A 17,092-nucleotide genomic window follows, 5' to 3' on the forward strand; every position below is an offset into this window, starting at 1 on the left:
GTAGATTCTGACCCGAGCACGCCACACGGCAACACCCCCCTCAGGTTTCGATTCGATGACCGGCAGGCACCACGGCCGACCCGCCGGTGACAGAGTGGGACGTATGACTTCCGCCCCCGCACCCACCGGGCCCGCCACCCCCTACGGCACCCCCGAAGCCCCCCGCATCGCCGTCCGCGGCGAAGCCCACCTCGAAGTCGACCCCGAGATAGCCCGCATCGGCATCACCGTCAGCGCCCGCGGCACCGACCGCAAAGACGCCCTGAACGACCTCACCCGCCGCAACACCACCGCCCTCGACCTCGTCAAGACCTACGGCGACTCCGTCGAAAAACTCGAGACCGGCACCTTCTCCATCACCCCCGAACTCACCAAGCACGGCCGCGGCGAACGCGTCCGCGCCTACCACGGCCGCGTCCACATCACCGCCGAACTCACCGACTTCACCGCCCTCGGCGAACTCACCACCCGCCTCGCGGACCTCGACCTCACCCGCGTCGACGGCCCCTGGTGGGCCCTGCGCCCCGACTCACCCGCCCACCGCCGGGCCAGACAACAAGCGGTACGCGAAGCGGTCCAACGCGCCCGCGAATACGCCGAAGCCCTCGGCACCACCCTCGCCGCCCTCGTCGAACTCGCAGACACCGACGCCGAGAACGCCCAGCCCTACGCCATGGCGGCCCCCCAGTTCGCCATGCGCTCCAAAGGCTTCGACGCCGCCGCCCCCGAACAGGCCCCCGCCCTCGACCTCGAACCCGAAAGGCAGCACGTGTACGCACAGGTCAACGCCCGCTTCACCATGTCACCGCCAGTGCTCTGAAAGCCCTCCGGAAACCTCCGGAAATGCTCATCGGAGCACCCCCGCGCACAATCCGACCCTTGTCAATATCCCTTCACGCAAAGGTTGTTGAGTAGTCATGCAGCGCCAATTCCCTACCCACTGGTAAGCCCTAGGCTCACACCATGCGCCGAGCAAAGATCGTCTGTACATTGGGCCCCGCCACCGACTCCTACGACCAGATCAAGGCACTGGTCGAAGCCGGAATGGACGTAGCCCGCTTCAACCTCAGCCACGGCGGCCACGCCGACCACGAGGAGCGCTACCAGCGCGTACGCAAGGCCTCCGACGAGACCGGCCGCAGCGTCGGGATCCTCGCCGACCTCCAGGGCCCCAAGATCCGACTCGGCCGCTTCACCGAAGGCCCCGTACTCCTCGAACGCGGCGACTCCTTCACCATCACCGTGGAGGAGGGCGCCACGGGCGACCGCCAGACGTGCGGGACCACGTACGCCGGACTCGCCGCCGACGTCACCGCCGGCGAACGCATCCTCGTCGACGACGGCAAGGTCTGCCTCGAAGTCACCTCCGTCGACGGACCCCGCGTCCACACCACCGTCGTCGAAGGCGGCATGGTCTCCGACAACAAGGGCCTCAACCTCCCCGGCGTCGCCGTCTCCGTCCCCGCCCTCTCCGAGAAGGACGAGAACGACCTCCGCTGGGCGCTGCGCACCGGATGCGATGTCATCGCCCTGTCCTTCGTCCGCAGCGGGCGCGACATCGAGGACGTCCACCGCATCATGGACGAGGAGGGCCGCCGCCTTCCCGTGATCGCCAAGGTCGAGAAGCCCCAGGCCGTCGAGAACATCGACGACATCGTCGCCGCGTTCGACGGCATCATGGTCGCTCGCGGCGACCTCGGCGTCGAGATGCCCCTCGAACAGGTCCCGATCGTCCAGAAGCGCGCGATCAAGCTGGCCAAGCGCAATGCCAAGCCGGTCATCGTGGCCACGCAGATGCTCGACTCGATGATCGAGAACTCCCGCCCCACCAGGGCCGAGGCCTCCGACGTCGCCAACGCCGTCATCGACGGCACGGACGCGGTGATGCTGTCCGGCGAGACCAGCGTCGGCAAGTACCCCGTCGAGACGGTCGCCACGATGGCCCGGATCGTGGAGGCGGCGGAGGAGGACATCCTCACGAAGGGCCTGCCGCCCCTCACCGACCGGAACAAGCCCCGCACCCAGGGCGGCGCGGTCGCCCGGGCCGCCGCGGAGATGGGCGACTTCCTGGGCGCGAAGTTCCTGGTCGCCTTCACGCAGTCCGGCGACACGGTCCGCCGCCTGTCCCGCTATCGCTCGCCGATCCCGCTCCTGGCCTTCACCCCGGACGAGGCGACGCGCTCGCAGCTGAACCTCACGTGGGGTGTGGAGACGCTGCTCGGCCCGCACGTCGACTCGACGGACGCGATGGTCGACCAGGTCGACGAACTCCTCCTGAAGCACGGCCGCTGCCAGAAGGGCGACATCGTCGTCATCACGGCCGGCTCGCCCCCGGGCGTCTCCGGCTCGACAAACCTGGTCCGAGTCCACCACATCGGAGAGGACGACACCCCTAAGTAGGTTGCCCGGCTCAGTACTTGGGCCCGACGTGCACATCCATAAGAACGACGGAGGCACGGCGGGCGACGGAGATGTTGCGCCAGTTCGCCTGCTTCCAATCGACGCCGACTTTGTCGAGGGTTTCGGTGAAGAGCCGCATGATGTCGCTCGACAGGTTAGTGAAGAAGTACCGGGGGTATTCATAGCGCCTGGGCTCACCCTTCACGAGGCGGGTGGTCCAGTTGGTGACGCGGCACCCGTCGGAGTGGATGAGCCCCCGTACGAACTCCCACGGGTGGGCATCGACAATCTCCTGCTGCCAGGCTTCCAGCGCGATGGCGCGCTCATGCTTCTTGCCCGGGCCGTGTTGGGGGAAGAAGCAGGGCCAGTGCTTGCTGGCGGCGGTGACCGCCACGCAGCCATCTTTCTTCACGCGGGACACGCTGTTGTCCGGGCGCGCGGAGCGCACCGCGACCTCGCAGGCGTCGATGAGGCCCGGCCAGGCGTTGTCACACACGATACGGAGGTAGTACACGCCTCTGCGGTGGGCGCTGATACAGCCGTCACCGAGATAGAGACCGAGGAGATACGCGTACGCACTCGGATTCTCCGGCGGGCCTGGCGCACCGTTACAGCGGGGGCACGGCTTCAGTGGCAGCGGCCGCGAACGTGTATCCATGTCGTACATGTGGCCACCCTGTGAGTGGCGTCTGAACGGCACGCGGCAAAAAGCGGATGTTCACGAGAACGTGAACATCCGCTTTGTTATGGTGACCTTGGGAACCAAGGAAAAGTACCCCGAGTCGGATTCGAACCGACGCTGTATGGGTTTTGAATCCATTGCCTCTACCGCTGGGCTACCGGGGCCCCTTTGAAACGAAGGTTGGCGGTCTCCCGCCGTGACACCACCATACCGCAGCTAGGTACGCTCTTGGGAGCAGTACTTGCCTGCCCTGGAACAAGGAGCAACCGTGACCGCCCCCGAGTCGCCCCAGCCCGTAGACGCGCCCGACGACGACAAGTCGCACGTGCCTCCGCTGACGACCCGTGTCGTCATCGCCGAGGACGAGGCGCTGATCCGTCTCGACCTCAAGGAGATGCTCGAAGAAGAGGGGTACTCGGTCGTCGGCGAGGCAGGTGACGGCGAGGAAGCCGTCGAGCTCGCCCGGGAGCACCGCCCCGACCTGGTCATTCTCGATGTGAAGATGCCCAAGCTCGATGGGATCTCCGCCGCGGAGAAGATCGCGGAGGAGTCCATCGCCCCCGTGCTGATGCTCACCGCGTTCTCGCAGCGCGACCTCGTCGAGCGGGCGAGGGACGCCGGCGCGATGGCGTACCTCGTGAAGCCGTTCAGCAAGAGTGACGTCGTTCCGGCCATCGAGATGGCCGTCTCGCGGTTCACGGAGCTGAAGGCGCTGGAGAAGGAGATCGAGGATCTCACCCAGCGGCTGGAGACGCGCAAGCTGGTGGACCGTGCGAAGTCGGTGCTGCAGACGGAGTACGGCCTGACCGAGCCGGCGGCGTTCCGGTGGATCCAGAAGACGTCGATGGACCGTCGTATGTCGATGCAGCAGGTCGCCGAGGCGGTCATTCTCGACGCCGACGAGAAGAAGGCCGACAAGAAGGCGTCCAAGGGCTGAGCCGCCCACCCTGTTCGTTGTACGGCTGAGGCCCGCATCCCTGACTTCGGGGAGCGGGCCTCAGCCGTACAGGAAGGCAGGGACCTCAGTCCTCGCCGAGGTACGCCTTGCGGACGGATTCGTCGGTGAGGAGGTCGCGGCCCGTGCCGGAGAGCACGATGGAGCCGACCTCCATGACGTGTCCCTGGTCGGCGAGGGAGAGCGCCGCCTGGGCGTTCTGCTCGACGAGGAGGATCGTCGTGCCCTGGGACTTCAGCTCCGCGATGGTCGCCATGATCTTCTGCATCATGATCGGCGAGAGGCCCATGGAGGGTTCGTCGAGCATGAGCAGCTTCGGCTGGGACATCAGCGCGCGGCCCATGGCGAGCATCTGCTGCTCGCCGCCGGAGAGGGTGCCCGCGGCCTGCTTGCGGCGTTCTCCGAGGATGGCGAAGAGGTCGTAGGCGCGCTGGATGTCCTTCTCGATGCCTGCCTTGTCGTTGCGCAGGAAGGCGCCGAGGCGGAGGTTGTCCTCGATCGTCATGCGGGGGAAGATGTGCCGCCCCTCGGGGGAGTGCGCGAGTCCGAGGGAGACGATCTGGTGGGCCGGGGTCTTCTTGAGCGACTTGCCCTGGAACTTGATCTGGCCGCCGATGGGCTTGAGGAGGCCGGAGAGGGTGCGCAGGGTGGTGGTCTTGCCGGCGCCGTTGGTGCCGATGAGGGTGACGACCTGGCCGGCGTCGACCTTGAAGGAGATGCCCTTGACGGCTTCGATCTTGCCGTAGGCGACCCGGAGGTCTTCGACTTCGAGGAGTGCGGTCATCGGTCGGTCTCCTTGCGGGGCGCGGCGTCGGCCTGTGCTTCGGCCGCTTCGACCTCCGCGACTTCGGCTTGGCCGGGTGCGTCTTCGTAGGGTTCGCCGAGGTAGGCGGCGACGACGCGGTCGTCTCCCTGGACGGTGGCGCTGTCGCCTTCGACGAGTTTTTCGCCTTGGACGAGGACGGCGACGCGGTCGCAGAGGTTGAAGATGAAGCGCATGTCGTGCTCGATGACGAGTACGGCGATGCCCATGTCGCGGATGGCGAAGACGAGTTCTTCGGTGGCGCGGGTTTCCTGCGGGTTCATTCCGGCGGTGGGCTCGTCGAGGAGCAGGAGGCCGGGTTCGCTGGCGAGTGCGCGGGCGATTTCGAGCTTGCGCTGTTCGCCGTAGGGGAGGTTCCTGGCGAGGTGGTCCCGCTTGGCGGCGAGGCCGATGAACTCGAGGAGTTCCATGGCGCGTTCTTCGGAGGCTTTTTCGGCTTTCTTGAAGCCGGGGCCGCGCAGGAGTGCGGACCAGAGGCCTTCTTTGGTGCGGGTGTGGCGGCCGACGAGGACGTTTTCCAGGACGGTCATGTTGGCGAAGAGCCGGATGTTCTGGAAGGTGCGTGCGACGCCGGCGGCGGTGACTTTGAAGGATTGTGAGGGGAGGATTTTGCCTTTGTAGCGGACCTCGCCCTCGGTGGGGATGTAGAGGCCGGTGAGGCAGTTGAAGAAGGTCGTCTTACCGGCGCCGTTGGGGCCGATGAGTCCGACGATTTCTCCGCTGTTGACGGTGAGGTCGACGTTGCGTACGGCGGTGAGTCCGCCGAAGCGCATGGTGACGCCGCGTGCGTCGAGGACGGTTTCGCCGGGGGCGTGGGCGCCCGGGGCGGTGTCCTTGGTGGTGGTGTCGGTTGTCATCGTGGTCAGGCCCCTGCCTTGCTGAGGACTGTGGGCGCTTCCGCTTCCTCGTGGAATTCGAGCTGGCGCCGCCGGTTGGGGATGAGGCCTTCCGGGCGGAAGCGCATCAGCAGGACGAGCGCGAGGCCGAAGGCGAGGAGCTGGTAGTTGCCGAGGAACTGGAGCTTGGCGGGGATGAGGTAGAGCAGTGCGGCGCCGACGAGGGGGCCGCTGATGGTGCCCATGCCGCCGAGGACGACCGCTGCGAGCAGGAAGGCCGAGTTGGGCGGGACGACGTGGGCGAACTGGTACTGCTCGGGTGTCACGGTGTAGGTGACGTGTGCCTGGACGGATCCGGCGAGGCCGGCGAGTGCGGCGCCGAGGGCGAAGGCGATGAGCTTGACGCGGAAGCCGTTGATGCCCATGGCGAGTGCGGCTGTCTCGTCCTCGCGGATGGCGACCCAGGCGCGGCCGATGCGGGAGTCGCCGCTGCGGCGGAAGACGACCACGACGACCAGCGTGATGAGGAGCATCAGCAGGAAGTAGTTGGCGAATCGCGCGATGGTGAAGCCGGCGATGGTGTGTTCCTGGCCGAAGTCGAAGCCGAGGATGTTGAGGTTCGGGATCGAGGAGATGCCGTTGGAGCCGTTGGTGATGTCGGGTCCGCTGGTGCCGTCCGCGTTGAGGACGGTGATCCGGAAGATCTCTCCGAAGCCGAGGGTGACGATGGCGAGGTAGTCGCCGCGCAGTCGCAGGGTGGGGGCGCCGATGAGGACGCCGAAGACCATGGCGACGGCTGCGCCGAGGAGGGCGGCGGCCCAGAACGGCAGGTGTATGTCGAAGGGTGAGGAGGGGGAGCCGGAGACCATGGCCGCGGTGTAGGCGCCGACGCCGAGGAAGGCGACGTATCCGAGGTCGAGGAGGCCGGCGAGTCCGACGACGATGTTGAGGCCGAGGGCGACGGTGGCGAAGATGAGGATGTAGACGCCGATGGTCGCGTACTGGTCGTTGGACTGGGTGAAGGGGAACGCGGCCGCGGCGACGAACGCGCCGAGCATGGTGACGTTGCGGTGCTTGCCGGTGAGGGCGGAGACCCGGTTGACGAGTCCGGCCTTGGCCGCGGCGGCGAAGCCGAAGCCGGTGGTGATGAGGAAGCCGACGAAGAGTTCGTCGTACTCGGTGCCGATGCCGTAGGTGAAGACGGTCAGGCCGAGGGCGAGTGCCGCGACGATGATGAGGATCTCGGCGTACGGGGGCAGCTTGCGGGCCGGCTTGGTGGTGCCGGCGGCGAAGGCGGCCTTGATGACGGTGCCCGTGTGCCGTGCCTTGTGGCGGAACTGCTCCCAGGAGGTGTCTTCGGGGTCGAAGGGGTCGGGTGCCGGGCGCTCGAAGGGCAGGGAGAGCGCGCCGAGGACGGCCGCGAGGGTGGCCACGGCCGCGACCCAGCCGCCGGGTTCGAGGTTGGCGAGGCCGCCGAGCTGGGCGCTGATCGCGATGACCGTGTACCAGGCGGTGGCGAACGCGGCGAGTGCGGCGAGTTTGATGGCGCTGTCGGCGCCGGCGGGTGTCAGCCAGCGCAGGCCCTTGATGCCGTAGGAGGCGAGGGCGAAGAGCGTGGTGAGGAGGCCGCCGATGAGGACGAGGACCTGGAGGCCGCCGGGGTAGCCGTAGTAGGTGAGGTCGCCGGGGAACTCGTCGGTCCAGGTCCAGGCGAGGAAGGTGGAGATGATGGTGAGGATGCCGCCGCCGGTGGCGAGGGCGCGTCCGATGTGGGGCGGGATGCCGATGAGGCCGGCGTTGTTGCCGGTGGGCTCCTTGGCGGCGGGAGTCCGGGACGTGTTGGTCTGTGTGGTCATCGGTGTCACGCCCTGTCCGCGACGCGCTCGCCGAGCAGGCCTTGTGGCCTGAAGAGGAGCACGAGGATGAGGAGTACGAAGGCCCAGACGTTGGCCCAGGTCTGGCCGCCGAGCTGTTCCATGCCGGGGACGTCGGCGATGTAGGCGGTGGCGAGGGTCTCGGCGAGGCCGAGGACGAGGCCGCCGATCATGGCTCCGTAGATGTTGCCGATGCCGCCGAGGACGGCCGCGGTGAAGGCTTTGAGGCCGAGGATGAAGCCCATACGGAAGTTGATCTCGCCGTACTTGAGGCCGTAGGCGACGCCTCCGACGGCGGCGAACGCGGCGCCGAGGGCGAACGCGACCACGATGATGCGGTCGGTGTTGATGCCCATGAGCTTGGCCGTGTCGGGGTCCTGTGCGGTGGCCTGCATGCCGCGGCCGGTGCGGGTCTTCATGACGAAGTAGGCGAGGATCGCCATGCTGATGGGGGCGGCGATCAGCAGGAAGACGTCACCGGTCTGGATGGTGACGCTGCCGATTTCGAAGGGGCCTCCTTCGATCTCCGGGAAGGTGATCGGGGAGTCGGCTTCGGGGTACCAGGCCCATACCGCCTGCTGGAGGGCGAGGGAGAGGCCGATGGCGGTGATGAGCGGGGCGAGTCGTGGTGCGGTGCGCAGAGGGCGGTAGGCGAACCGTTCCGCGCCCACGGCGACGGTGACCGAGACCATGACGGCACCCACGAGCATCAGCGGCAGCGCGAGCCACATGCTGGTGCCGTCGGGCAGGATGTACAGATAGACCGTGAGAGCGCCGAAGGCACCCGTCATGAAGATCTCGCCGTGGGCGAAGTTGATGAGCTGGACGATGCCATAGACCATCGTGTAGCCGATGGCGACCAGCCCGTACATGGATCCCAGTAGCAGGCCGTTGACCAGCTGCTGCGGCAGTTCGTTCACCGCATGTCCTCCGAGACGTTCGGATAGTCGAGGGATGTGACCGGATGTGGGTCCGCGCGGGGCGCCTGTGGTGCGGCGCCCCGCGCGGCTCAGGTGATGCGGGGTGTGGGTCAGCCGGTGTAGGTGCCGGACTTCACCGGCTTCCAGGCGCCGCCCTCGACCGAGTAGACGGTGAGCTGCTTGTTGGTGGTGTCGCCGTACTCGTCGAAGGAGACCTTGCCGGTCACACCGTCGAAGGAGACGCCCTGGACGGCTTCGGTGACCTTGGCGCGGGCGTCGTCCGGGAGCTTGCCGTCGTTGTCCTCGACGACCTTCTTCACGGCTTCGATGATCGCCCAGGCGGAGTCGTAGGAGTAGCCGCCGTATGCCGCGAAGTCCTCCTTGTAGCCGGCCGCCTTGTAGTTGGCGACGAACTCCTTGGCGGAGGGCAGGTCCTCGACGGGCGCGCCGACCGAGGTGGCGAGGTCGCCGGTGCTGTCCTTGCCGGCCAGCTGGATGAAGGTCGGGTCGAAGATGCCGTCGCCACCGACGACGGGGATCTTGGAACCGGCGGCCTTGATCTGCTTGCTCAGCGGGCCGGCCTGCGGGTACTCGCCGCCGTAGTAGACGACGTCGGCGCCGGAGCTCTTGACCTGGGTGGCGACCGCGGAGAAGTCCTTGGAGTCCGGGTCGATGTGCTGGGTTCCGACGACCTTGCCGCCGAGCTTCTTGAACTCGCCGGTGAAGGTGGCGGCCAGGCCGGCGCCGTAGGTCTTCTTGTCGTCGATGACGAAGACCTTCTTCTTCTTCGCGTCGTTGTAGACGTACTGCGCGGCGAACGGGCCCTGGATGGCGTCCGTGGTCGCGGTGCGGAAGTACGACTTGTACGTGCGGACCTTCTTGTTCTGCCAGTCCGTGCCCTGCGTCAGGGTCGGGCCCGTGTTGGCGGGGGAGACCTGGACGAGCTTGGCGTCGTCGAAGACCTTCTGCATGGACTCGGCGACCGAGGAGTTCAGCGGGCCGACGGCACCGATGACGTCCTTGTCGGCGACGAACTTGACGGCGTTCTGCTGGCCCGAGGAGGGCTGCGCCTGGTCGTCGAGGGCTTCGACCTTGAAGGTGATGCCTTCGACGGTCTTCTCCTTGTTGGCCGTCTTGGCGGCGAGGTCCACGGAGTTCTTGATTCCGAGGCCCAGCGCGGAGAGGTCGCCGGTGAGCGGGGCGTCGACGCCGATGACGACAGTGGTGCCGTCGCTGCCGGAGTCCGAGCCGCCGTCGTCGTCGCGCGAGCCACAGGCGGTGAGGGTGAGTGCTCCCGCCGCCAGCGCGGCGGTGATGGCGATGAGCGAACGTTGACGCACGATCAGCAGTCCTTTCCCTGGCACGGCCGTTCCTCGTGGAACGGGCCGAGTCGAGCGCTGGGCCGAAAATTCTTCGAATCCGATGGCGCGGTGACTGGCCGTGACTCTAAGCGGGTGGAGGGAACGTGGAGGAGAGTCTGACGAATGCTGTGACGCTCTTGTTATGACACGAGGTAATGCAGAGCGGTACTCGGTGGGCGGATGGGGGGAATTACGGCCGATTCGTCCGGTCCACATTGTGAGAACCCGCAGATCGTGCGGTGGTGATTTCAGCAGCGTTCTAGCGTTTTGCTAGTGACGACGGGTCGTTGCTGCAGGCTACTTGCAGGGCTTCGGACAGGTCGTGCGCATATCGCTCACCCAAGATGTAGCTGTGGTCTTCTATTGCGCGCGTATTACGCAGAGTTACGTCCAGGAAAGGAAGTCCGGCGTTCCTCGGCGTATTCGCGCATTCCGTGACATTCATAGTGACAACGATCTTGTGGCCGAAACCCGTCCTCATGCGGAACGGTGGCTTGGGCATCGAGGTCAGACTGAGCCCGGCATAGGGCTGGGAGACCTCCACGACGGTGATGGTGGGGCCGGACAGCGCGGTGACCCGCACCGCGAAGGTGAAACTGCCCCGCGGCGCGTTCCTGGGCGAGCCCTCCTCGCCCAGGTAGGTGACGTCGACGACCTGGGACGGGTACGGCCCGACGGCGGGCGGCGGTGGCTGCGGCCGGGTCGCGTAGAGGTAGCCGCCGCCCGCCAGGAGGACGGCGGCCACCGCGGACGCGAGCACGGCGCGGCGGTGCCGGGCGTAGTAGAGGGCCGCCGGGTGTCCCTGGGCCTGCTCGTGGCCGGTCGGCGGGGGCGGTTCGATGTCGTCCCACGCGCGTGTTCCCTCACCCGGTTCGACCGGGCCGACGCCACTCAACTCCAGGGCCTTTCCGTCGGGTTGCCGTTGCGGTACCGCTCCTCGCAGCGCTCGCGCGCGGTGCGGTCGATCAGTTCTCCCGCCGCGTGTGCGCCCTCGCGCCTCTTCTCGGCCCGGGCGGCGTCCACGACGTCCAGCAGGATCTCGTACTGCCTGTTGGACAGGCCCATCGACTGGTAGTCCCCGTAGGTGTCGCCGGCCAGGACCTTGCGCGACCAGTGCGCGACGAGGCGCGCGCACAGGTCCTCGGGCGGGGTCGCCGGGGGCGACGACCGGGTGCCGGGAGCCGTGCGCGTGACCTCCGGCGCGCCGGTCGTGCCGCTGTGTGTGCCGGACCCGTCGCACCCGGTCGCGCCGGCGGTCAGGACGCCGGTCAGGAGCGCCAGTCCGAGCACCGTCCCCCGCCAGGGGGGCCCGCCCTTTCCCATGCCCTGACGCTAGGCCGCCGGGTGCCCGGGATCAACGCCCGTGCCGGACAACGGTTTTCGGACGGGCCGACCGGTGGCTCAGCCGGTGGCGCCGACCCGCTCCGCGTCGCTCGGCCGTACATCGCGCAGCAGGCAGGTGAGCCGGGCGCTGCACACCCGCCTGCCGTCCTCGTCACTGATCACGATCTCGTACGTGGCCGTCGAGCGGCCGCGGTGCAGGGGGGTGGCCACGGCGGTCACGAGGCCGGACGTGGCGCCCCGGTGGTGGGTGCAGTTGAGGTCGACGCCGACGGCGATCTTGGAGCTGCCGCCGTGCAGCATGGCGCCGACCGAACCGAGGGTCTCGGCGAGCACGGCGGAGGCGCCGCCGTGCAGGAGTCCGTAGGGCTGGGTGTTGCCCTCGACCGGCATGGTGCCCACGACGCGGTCCGCGGAGGCCTCGATGATCTGGACGCCCATGCGGGTGCCGAGGTGTCCGGCGGAGAACATGGCGACCAGGTCCACGCCGAGCGCCGAGTACTCGTCGATGACCTCTTGCGGGAACTTCACGTGGTGCTGCTCGCCCATGGGTCCGTTTCCTTACGTCGTCGGTCGTGCGTCCGGAGCCCGTGTCCGGACCACGCGTCTAAGCGAACGCTCAGTTGGTTGTCGATTGTTCCAGACGGACGACGACGGACTTGCTGGCGGGCGTGTTGCTGGTGTCGGCGGTGGCGTCCAGCGGCACCAGCACGTTCGTCTCCGGGTAGTAGGCGGCCGCGCAGCCGCGGGCCGTCGGGTAGTGCACGACGCGGAAACCGGCGGCGCGGCGCTCCACCCCGTCCTTCCACTCGCTCACGAGATCGGTGTACGAGCCGTCGGCGAGGCCCAGCTCACGGGCGTCCTCGGGGTTCACCAGGACGACCCGGCGGCCGTTCTTGATCCCCCGGTAGCGGTCGTCGAGCCCGTAGATCGTGGTGTTGTACTGGTCGTGCGAGCGCAGGGTCTGCAGGAGCAGGCGGCCCTCGGGGAGCTTCGGGTACTCGACGGGCGCGGCCGTGAAGTTGGCCTTGCCGGTGGCGGTCGGGAAGCGGCGCTCGTCGCGCGGGGCGTGCGGCAGGGCGAAGCCCGCGGGGTCGGCCACGCGCGCGTTGAAGTCGTCGAAGCCCGGCACGACGCGCGCGATACGGTCGCGGACGGTCGCGTAGTCCTTCTCGAACTCCTCCCAGGGCGTGCGGGAGTCCTCGCCGAGGACCCGGCGTGCGAGCCGGCACACGATGGCCGGCTCGGACAGCAGCTGCGTGCTCGCGGGGTCCAGACGGCCGCGGGAGGCGTGCACCATGCCCATGGAGTCCTCGACGGTCACGAACTGCTCGCCGCCGCCCTGCAGATCACGCTCGGTACGGCCGAGGGTGGGCAGGATCAGGGCGCGCGCGCCCGTCACGGCGTGCGAGCGGTTGAGCTTCGTCGACACGTGCACGGTGAGGCGGGCGCGGCGCATCGCGGCCTCGGTGACCTCGGTGTCGGGGGAGGCCGACACGAAGTTGCCGCCCATCGCGAAGAAGACCTTGGCCTTGTCGTCGCGCATCGCGCGGATCGCGCGGACGACGTCGTAGCCGTGGCCGCGCGGCGGGGCGAAGCCGAACTCCTTCTCCAGGGCGTCCAGGAAGGCGGGCGCGGGACGCTCGAAGATGCCCATCGTGCGGTCGCCCTGCACGTTCGAGTGGCCGCGCACCGGGCACACGCCCGCGCCCGGCCGGCCGATGTTGCCGCGCAGCAGCAGGAAGTTGACGACCTCGCGGATCGTCGGCACGGAGTGCTTGTGCTGGGTGAGGCCCATCGCCCAGCAGACGATGGTGCGCTTCGAGGCGAGGACCATGGACAGCGCCTCGTCGATCTGCGCGCGCGTGAGGCCCGTCGCGGTGAGCGTCTCGTCCCAGTCGGCGGCGCGGGCGGCCTCGGCGAACTCCTCGTAGCCGTGGGTGTGTTCGCCGACGAACGCCTCGTCGACGGCTCCCTCCGTCTCCAGGATCAGCTTGTTCAGGAGGCGGAAGAGGGCCTGGTCGCCGCCGATGCGGATCTGCAGGAAGAGGTCGGTGAGCGCGGCGCCCTTGAACATGCCCTGGGGGGTCTGCGGGTTCTTGAAGCGCTCCATGCCCGCCTCGGGCAGCGGGTTCACCGTGATGATCCGCGCGCCGTTCGACTTCGCCTTCTCCAGGGCGGAGAGCATGCGCGGGTGGTTGGTGCCGGGGTTCTGCCCGGCCACGATGATCAGATCCGCCTGGTAGAGGTCGTCCAGGAGGACGCTGCCCTTGCCGATCCCGATGGTCTCGTTCAGTGCGGAACCGGACGACTCGTGGCACATGTTCGAGCAGTCGGGGAGGTTGTTCGTGCCGAACTCGCGGGCGAACAGCTGGTAGAGGAACGCCGCCTCGTTACTGGTGCGGCCCGAGGTGTAGAACAGCGCCTCGTCCGGGGAGTCGAGGCCGGTCAGCTCCTCGGCGATGATGTCGAAGGCACGCTCCCACGGCACCGCCTCGTAGCGGTCGGCGCCCTCCGCGAGATACATGGGGTGCGTGAGGCGGCCCTGCTGGCCCAGCCAGTAGCCGCTGCGGGTCGCGAGGTCGGAGACAGGGTGCGCGGCGAAGAAGTCCGGGGTCACACGGCGCAGGGTGGCCTCCTCCGCGACCGCCTTCGCGCCGTTCTCGCAGAACTCCGCCGTGTGCCGGTGCTCCGGCTCGGGCCAGGCACAGCCCGGGCAGTCGAAACCGTCCTTCTGATTGACCCGCAGCAACGTCAGCGCCGTGCGCTTCACACCCATCTGCCGCTGGGCGATGCGCAGCGTGTGCCCGATGGCCGGCAGCCCGGCCGCGGCGTGCTTCGGCTCGGCGACCTGCGGCGCGTCCTGAACCGGATCACTCTGGGGCGGCTTGCCGGCCATCTCGGCCTCCTCTTCGAGCACATGTGTGAGGTACGTCTCCGATACTCCCACGTGGTGCTGACACCTATCGGGGCCAGGCCCGGGCAACGAGCGCGCGCGGTGCGCGAGGAGCGGAGGCCGGGGAGAACCTGCGCGGGAACACGGCCGCGGGCGGCGGGGCGGGACCGACTGTCAGTGGGGCGTGGCAGGATCGGGGGTGTGGCAGAGACAGCATCGAAGAAGACCGAGAAGACCTCCGGCGGGGGACGCCCGCGGCTGATGCTCATGGATGGGCATTCGCTGGCGTACCGCGCGTTCTTCGCGCTGCCCGCGGAGAATTTCACGACGGCGACGGGCCAGCCGACGAACGCGATCTACGGCTTCGCGTCGATGCTCGCCAACACGCTGCGCGACGAGTCGCCCACGCACTTCGCGGTGGCGTTCGACGTGTCGCGCAAGACGTGGCGCTCCGAGGAGTTCACGGAGTACAAGGCGAACAGGTCGAAGACGCCCGACGAGTTCAAGGGCCAGGTCGAGCTGATCGGCGAGGTCCTGGACGCGATGAACGCCGAGCGGTTCGCCGTCGACGGCTTCGAGGCGGACGACATCATCGCCACGCTCGCCACGCAGGCCGAGGCCGAGGGCTTCGACGTGCTGATCGTCACCGGCGACCGCGACTCCTTCCAGCTGGTCTCCGAGCACACCACCGTGCTCTATCCGACCAAGGGCGTCTCCGAGCTGACCCGGTTCACCCCGGAGAAGGTCTTCGAGAAGTACGGGTTGACGCCCGCCCAGTACCCCGACTTCGCGGCGCTGCGCGGCGACCCGTCCGACAACCTGCCGGGCATTCCCGGCGTCGGCGAGAAGACCGCCGCGAAGTGGATCAACCAGTTCGGTTCGTTCGCGGAGCTGGTCGAGCGCGCCGAGGAGGTCAAGGGCAAGGCCGGGCAGAACTTCCGCGACCACCTGGAGTCGGTCAAGCTCAACCGCCGGCTCACCGAGATGGTGCGTGACGTCGAGCTGCCGAAGGCGGTGCCCGACCTGGAGCGCGCTCCGTACGACCGCACGGCGCTCGCGATGGTCCTGGACACCCTGGAGATCCGTAACCCGTCGCTGCGCGAGCGGCTGCTGGCCGTCGACCCGGGGGCGGAGCAGGCCGAGGACGCCGCTCCGGTCGCCGCGGGCGTTGCCGTGGACGGCACGGTCCTCGCCGCGGGCGAGCTGGGCCCCTGGCTCACCGAGCACGGCACGACGGTCCTCGGCGTCGCCACGGTCGACACCTGGGCGCTCGGCACGGGCTCGGTCGCCGAGATCGCCCTCGCCGCGGCCGACGGGGCCGCCGCCTGGTTCGACCCCTCGACCCTCGACGAGAGCGACGAGAACGCCTTCGCGCGGTGGATCGCCGACGCCGACAGCCCCAAGGTGCTGCACAACGCCAAGGCAGTCATGCGGGTCTTCGCCGAGCACGGCTGGAGCGTCGCGGGCATCTCCATGGACACCGCGCTCGCCGCCTACCTCGTCAAGCCGGGCCGGCGCTCCTTCGACCTGGACGCGCTGTCCCTGGAGTACCTCGGCCGGGAGCTGGCGCCCGCCGCGACCGCCGACGGACAGCTCGCCTTCGGCGCCGACGAGGGCGCCGAGGCCGACGCGCTCATGGTGCAGGCCCGCGCCATCCTCGACCTGGGCGAAGCCTTCGGGGAGCGGCTGAAGGAGGTCGGCGCGGCCGACCTGCTCCAGGACATGGAGCTGCCCACCTCCGAACTGCTCGCGCGTCTGGAGCGGCACGGCATCGCGGCGGACAGGGCGCACCTTGAGGCCATGGAGCAGATGTTCGCGGGCGCGGTCCAGCAGGCCGTGAAGGAGGCGCACGCGGCGGTCGGGCACGAGTTCAACCTCGGCTCGCCCAAGCAGCTCCAGGAAGTCCTCTTCGGTGAACTGGGCCTGCCCAAGACGAAGAAGACGAAGACCGGCTACACGACGGACGCCGACGCGCTCGCCTGGCTCGCCGCCCAGACCGACCACGAACTGCCGGTCATCATGCTCCGCCACCGCGAGCAGGCGAAGCTGCGGGTGACCGTCGAGGGCCTGATCAAGACGATCGCCGCGGACGGCCGCATCCACACCACGTTCCACCAGACGGTGGCCGCGACGGGCCGCCTCTCCTCGCAGGACCCGAACCTGCAGAACATCCCGGTGCGCACCGAGGAGGGCCGCGCCATCCGCCGCGGCTTCGTGGTCGGCGAGGGCTTCGAATCCCTCATGACCGCCGACTACAGCCAGATCGAACTGCGTGTGATGGCCCACCTGTCGGAGGACGAGGGCCTGCTCGCGGCCTTCACCTCCGGCGAGGACCTGCACACCACCGTCGCCTCCCAGGTTTTCTCCGTGGAGCGCGACGCCGTCGACGCGGAGATGCGCCGCAAGATCAAGGCCATGTCGTACGGGCTCGCGTACGGGCTGTCGGCCTTCGGCCTCTCCCAGCAGCTCAACATCGACGCGGGTGAGGCGCGTGGCCTGATGGACACGTACTTCGAGCGGTTCGGCGGGGTCCGGGACTACCTCCGCCGGGCGGTCGACGAGGCGCGGGCCACGGGGTACACGGCGACGCTCTTCGGGCGCCGCCGCTACCTCCCCGACCTCAACAGCGACAACCGGCAGCGGCGGGAGGCGGCCGAGCGGATGGCGCTGAACGCGCCGATCCAGGGCACGGCGGCGGACATCGTCAAGATCGCCATGCTGCATGTGGACAAGGCGCTGCGCGAGGCGGGGCTGGCGTCCCGGATGCTCCTCCAGGTCCACGACGAAATCGTCCTGGAGATCGCTCCCGGGGAGCGGGCGAAGGCGGAGGAACTGGTCCGCCGGGAGATGGCCGCGGCGGTACAGCTGCGGGCCCCCCTGGACGTCTCGGTCGGCTCGGGCCCGAACTGGGAGTCAGCGGCACACTAGCCGCCCCGCGGGGGTGGGCCACTCCTCCGTTTGCGCCGTTCCCCGCGCCCCTTTTCAGGGGCGCGGGGAACGGCGC

The 17,092-nt window shown here is 68.6% G+C and carries 14 protein-coding genes and 1 tRNA gene; 4 read left to right on the plus strand and 11 right to left on the minus strand.

All coding sequences use genetic code 11. From position 1 onward, the window contains the following. Window positions 1-103 precede the first annotated feature (103 nt). Window positions 104-820: an SIMPL domain-containing protein gene (locus tag IE278_RS07565; protein WP_189770073.1), complete on the plus strand. Its 717-nt coding sequence runs from the start codon at window positions 104-106 to the stop codon at window positions 818-820. Between the two features lie 143 nt (window positions 821-963). After that, window positions 964-2,400, plus strand: a complete 1,437-nt coding sequence (pyk, locus tag IE278_RS07570; protein WP_189770074.1) for a pyruvate kinase — start codon at window positions 964-966, stop codon at window positions 2,398-2,400. Between the two features lie 10 nt (window positions 2,401-2,410). Here pyk and IE278_RS07575 read toward each other — a convergent pair whose 3' ends face one another. Further along, complete coding sequence (locus tag IE278_RS07575) at window positions 2,411-3,067, minus strand: hypothetical protein (RefSeq protein ID WP_189770075.1); 657 nt, start codon at window positions 3,065-3,067, stop codon at window positions 2,411-2,413. A 106-nt stretch (window positions 3,068-3,173) separates the two neighbouring features. Further along, window positions 3,174-3,246: transfer RNA gene (locus IE278_RS07580), tRNA-Leu, on the minus strand. Window positions 3,247-3,350: 104 nt separating this feature from the next. Between IE278_RS07580 and IE278_RS07585 the strand changes: the two genes are divergently transcribed. Beyond that, complete coding sequence (locus IE278_RS07585; RefSeq protein ID WP_107017560.1) at window positions 3,351-4,019, plus strand: ANTAR domain-containing response regulator; 669 nt, start codon at window positions 3,351-3,353, stop codon at window positions 4,017-4,019. 85 nt (window positions 4,020-4,104) lie between these two features. Here the strand turns inward: IE278_RS07585 and IE278_RS07590 are convergent, their stop codons facing one another. The 9 genes from IE278_RS07590 to IE278_RS07630 form a co-directional block, all read right to left on the minus strand. Beyond that, window positions 4,105-4,821, minus strand: a complete 717-nt coding sequence (locus IE278_RS07590; protein ID WP_189770076.1) for an ABC transporter ATP-binding protein — start codon at window positions 4,819-4,821, stop codon at window positions 4,105-4,107. Beyond that, complete coding sequence (locus tag IE278_RS07595) at window positions 4,818-5,717, minus strand: ABC transporter ATP-binding protein (RefSeq protein ID WP_189770077.1); 900 nt, start codon at window positions 5,715-5,717, stop codon at window positions 4,818-4,820. The genes IE278_RS07590 and IE278_RS07595 overlap by 4 nt, the downstream gene beginning before the upstream one ends. 5 nt (window positions 5,718-5,722) lie before the next feature. Next, the gene (locus tag IE278_RS07600; RefSeq protein ID WP_189770079.1) at window positions 5,723-7,552 is read right to left on the minus strand and encodes a branched-chain amino acid ABC transporter permease; all 1,830 of its coding nucleotides are present in this window, start codon (window positions 7,550-7,552) and stop codon (window positions 5,723-5,725) included. Between the two features lie 5 nt (window positions 7,553-7,557). Next, on the minus strand, window positions 7,558-8,490 hold the full coding sequence (locus IE278_RS07605) for a branched-chain amino acid ABC transporter permease (RefSeq protein WP_189770081.1): 933 nt from the start codon (window positions 8,488-8,490) through the stop codon (window positions 7,558-7,560). A 110-nt stretch (window positions 8,491-8,600) separates the two neighbouring features. After that, on the minus strand, window positions 8,601-9,830 hold the full coding sequence (locus IE278_RS07610; protein ID WP_189770492.1) for a branched-chain amino acid ABC transporter substrate-binding protein: 1,230 nt from the start codon (window positions 9,828-9,830) through the stop codon (window positions 8,601-8,603). A 280-nt stretch (window positions 9,831-10,110) separates the two neighbouring features. Beyond that, entirely contained in the window at window positions 10,111-10,746 is a 636-nt protein-coding gene (locus IE278_RS07615; RefSeq protein WP_189770083.1) for a Tat pathway signal sequence domain protein, read from the minus strand. Next, complete coding sequence (locus tag IE278_RS07620; RefSeq protein WP_189770085.1) at window positions 10,743-11,174, minus strand: hypothetical protein; 432 nt, start codon at window positions 11,172-11,174, stop codon at window positions 10,743-10,745. The genes IE278_RS07615 and IE278_RS07620 overlap by 4 nt, the downstream gene beginning before the upstream one ends. 78 nt (window positions 11,175-11,252) lie before the next feature. Next, window positions 11,253-11,741 (minus strand): PaaI family thioesterase, encoded by a 489-nt coding sequence (locus IE278_RS07625; RefSeq protein ID WP_107017568.1) that lies wholly within the window; start codon window positions 11,739-11,741, stop codon window positions 11,253-11,255. 70 nt (window positions 11,742-11,811) lie between these two features. After that, window positions 11,812-14,091, minus strand: coding sequence for an FdhF/YdeP family oxidoreductase (locus IE278_RS07630; protein ID WP_189770493.1), 2,280 nt, complete (start codon window positions 14,089-14,091; stop codon window positions 11,812-11,814). A gap of 198 nt (window positions 14,092-14,289) precedes the next feature. On the opposite strand from IE278_RS07630, the gene polA reads away from it, so the two are divergent. Then, complete coding sequence (gene polA / locus IE278_RS07635) at window positions 14,290-17,016, plus strand: DNA polymerase I (protein WP_189770087.1); 2,727 nt, start codon at window positions 14,290-14,292, stop codon at window positions 17,014-17,016. Window positions 17,017-17,092 lie beyond the last annotated feature (76 nt).

This window comes from Streptomyces tauricus (genome assembly GCF_014650955.1).
Lineage (GTDB): Bacteria > Actinomycetota > Actinomycetes > Streptomycetales > Streptomycetaceae > Streptomyces > Streptomyces tauricus.

Bases quoted from the DNA above. Each gene is read 5' to 3' on its own strand.
- IE278_RS07565 (WP_189770073.1), top strand. From the start codon at position 104: ATGACTTCCGCCCCCGCACCCACCGGGCCCGCCACCCCCTACGGCACC.
- pyk (WP_189770074.1), top strand. From the start codon at position 964: ATGCGCCGAGCAAAGATCGTCTGTACATTGGGCCCCGCCACCGACTCC.
- IE278_RS07575 (WP_189770075.1), bottom strand. From the start codon at position 3,067: ATGTACGACATGGATACACGTTCGCGGCCGCTGCCACTGAAGCCGTGC.
- IE278_RS07590 (WP_189770076.1), bottom strand. From the start codon at position 4,821: ATGACCGCACTCCTCGAAGTCGAAGACCTCCGGGTCGCCTACGGCAAG.
- IE278_RS07595 (WP_189770077.1), bottom strand. From the start codon at position 5,717: ATGACAACCGACACCACCACCAAGGACACCGCCCCGGGCGCCCACGCC.
- IE278_RS07600 (WP_189770079.1), bottom strand. From the start codon at position 7,552: ATGACCACACAGACCAACACGTCCCGGACTCCCGCCGCCAAGGAGCCC.
- IE278_RS07620 (WP_189770085.1), bottom strand. From the start codon at position 11,174: ATGGGAAAGGGCGGGCCCCCCTGGCGGGGGACGGTGCTCGGACTGGCG.
- IE278_RS07625 (WP_107017568.1), bottom strand. From the start codon at position 11,741: ATGGGCGAGCAGCACCACGTGAAGTTCCCGCAAGAGGTCATCGACGAG.
- IE278_RS07630 (WP_189770493.1), bottom strand. From the start codon at position 14,091: ATGGCCGGCAAGCCGCCCCAGAGTGATCCGGTTCAGGACGCGCCGCAG.